This window comes from Herbaspirillum aquaticum (assembly GCF_002213425.1).
In the GTDB taxonomy this organism is placed as follows: Bacteria; Pseudomonadota; Gammaproteobacteria; order Burkholderiales; family Burkholderiaceae_D; genus Herbaspirillum; species Herbaspirillum aquaticum.
In genome coordinates, this window is sequence record NZ_NJGV01000052.1 from 1 (window position 1) to 1,438 (window position 1,438).

Sequence of the window (1,438 nt, forward strand, 5' to 3'; positions counted from 1 at the left end):
CAGGATCAGGGCAGCGCTGTTCTGCTGCAAGTGAAGTCATGGATGCAGCTTAAATTCTGGCAAACGCTGTCTTGACGGATGGGTCCACTTTAAAGAACTTATGGCGCGAGCTCCATCGCTAAAGTTGTATCAGGCGCAGAAATGTATTGATAAGTATGTTGACGCGATGCTCTCTGAAATCGCGTATTCCGTTGTGAACTTTGGATTTGCAGACGACCAATTATCTTTGCCAATAACACAGATGCGAGAAAACGTCGGACGCATACGTATTGACGGTAAAAATGAATGGACAGTCGAGTTCCTGCACAAGAATCGGAACACTTCACTCGTACTGATCGACTTTAGAGGCAACGTTGGTAAGAATTCAAGAGTGTCATTGAATCCGCTTTACCAGAACGAGATATGGTCAGAGCTCATTTATCTGGCTCCAGCTCCCATGCCGAAACTCATTTGTGAAACTTATGCGGAAGCCAATGTGCACCTGAAAGCAAATCTTGCAAGCCTGGAGAGCTTCATAAAGAAAACTCGGATCACGTTTGAGCGGGCAGACGGCGTTTCAGAAAAATATTGCCAAAAGCTTCTTCGCAACTTGCTAACCGCAAGACGATTACGAGATTTGGCATTTGAGGATGAAGGGAGCTTTTATCTGCCGGAACATTGGACGGAGACCGATAGTGGCCGTATGTACGGACGAGCCTTAAGCCTGCAACGCATTTCGCAGGAAGTCCGAAACGCAGCACTCGGCCGATGCCACAAATACGACTTCAAAGCGTCTAGTTATGGACTGATGACTGGTCTCGCGAAAAATATTAATCCAGAACTCAAGATTGCGACCATCGGGGAATACATTCGAAAACGCAGTGACATTCGCAAGAAAATTGCTTCGGATATCGAAATTTCAGATGAATGGATGAAAGACATTTTCACGTCTTTAGGCTTTGGCGCCAGCACAGCCGATAACCCCTACACATCTATTCGCGGAAAACTCGGCAAGGAGAAATACGATGTATTAATGGCGAACAGACAGTTTCGCCACATCTATGAATGCATGGATGCAGTAAGGAAAACCATTGCTGCATCGTTCCCGGATGATTTCGAGTTTTTGGGACGCAAGTACGATGCTATTGATCCGAACAGCGAGTTTCACAAAAAACGTACGGCCAACCAAAAGCTGGCGTGGATTTACCAAGTCATGGAATCACATGCAATAACCCATTTTGGCGAACGAGCTATGGAACACGGTTATGAGCCGATTTTATTCGCGCATGACTGCGTGTATTTCAGTCAGAAGCTTCCGCAGGCGCTGTTGGAAGACATCATGTATGAATTGAATCAGATGTTTCCGCTAAAGTGGACCCATCCGTCAAGACAGCGTTTGCCAGAATTTAAGCTGCATCCATGACTTCACTTGCAGCAGAACAGCGCTGCCCTGATCCTG

The 1,438-nt window shown here is 46.4% G+C and carries 1 protein-coding gene; it reads left to right on the forward strand.

Features of this window, described 5'->3' with window-relative positions:
• The first annotated feature begins 100 nt into the window (after nt 1-100).
• Complete coding sequence (locus CEJ45_RS24345; protein ID WP_088757555.1) at nt 101-1,402, forward strand: hypothetical protein; 1,302 nt, start codon at nt 101-103, stop codon at nt 1,400-1,402.
• Nucleotides 1,403-1,438 lie beyond the last annotated feature (36 nt).

Coding starts and splice junctions, on each gene's coding strand:
- CEJ45_RS24345 (WP_088757555.1), top strand. CDS start 101: ATGGCGCGAGCTCCATCGCTAAAGTTGTATCAGGCGCAGAAATGTATT.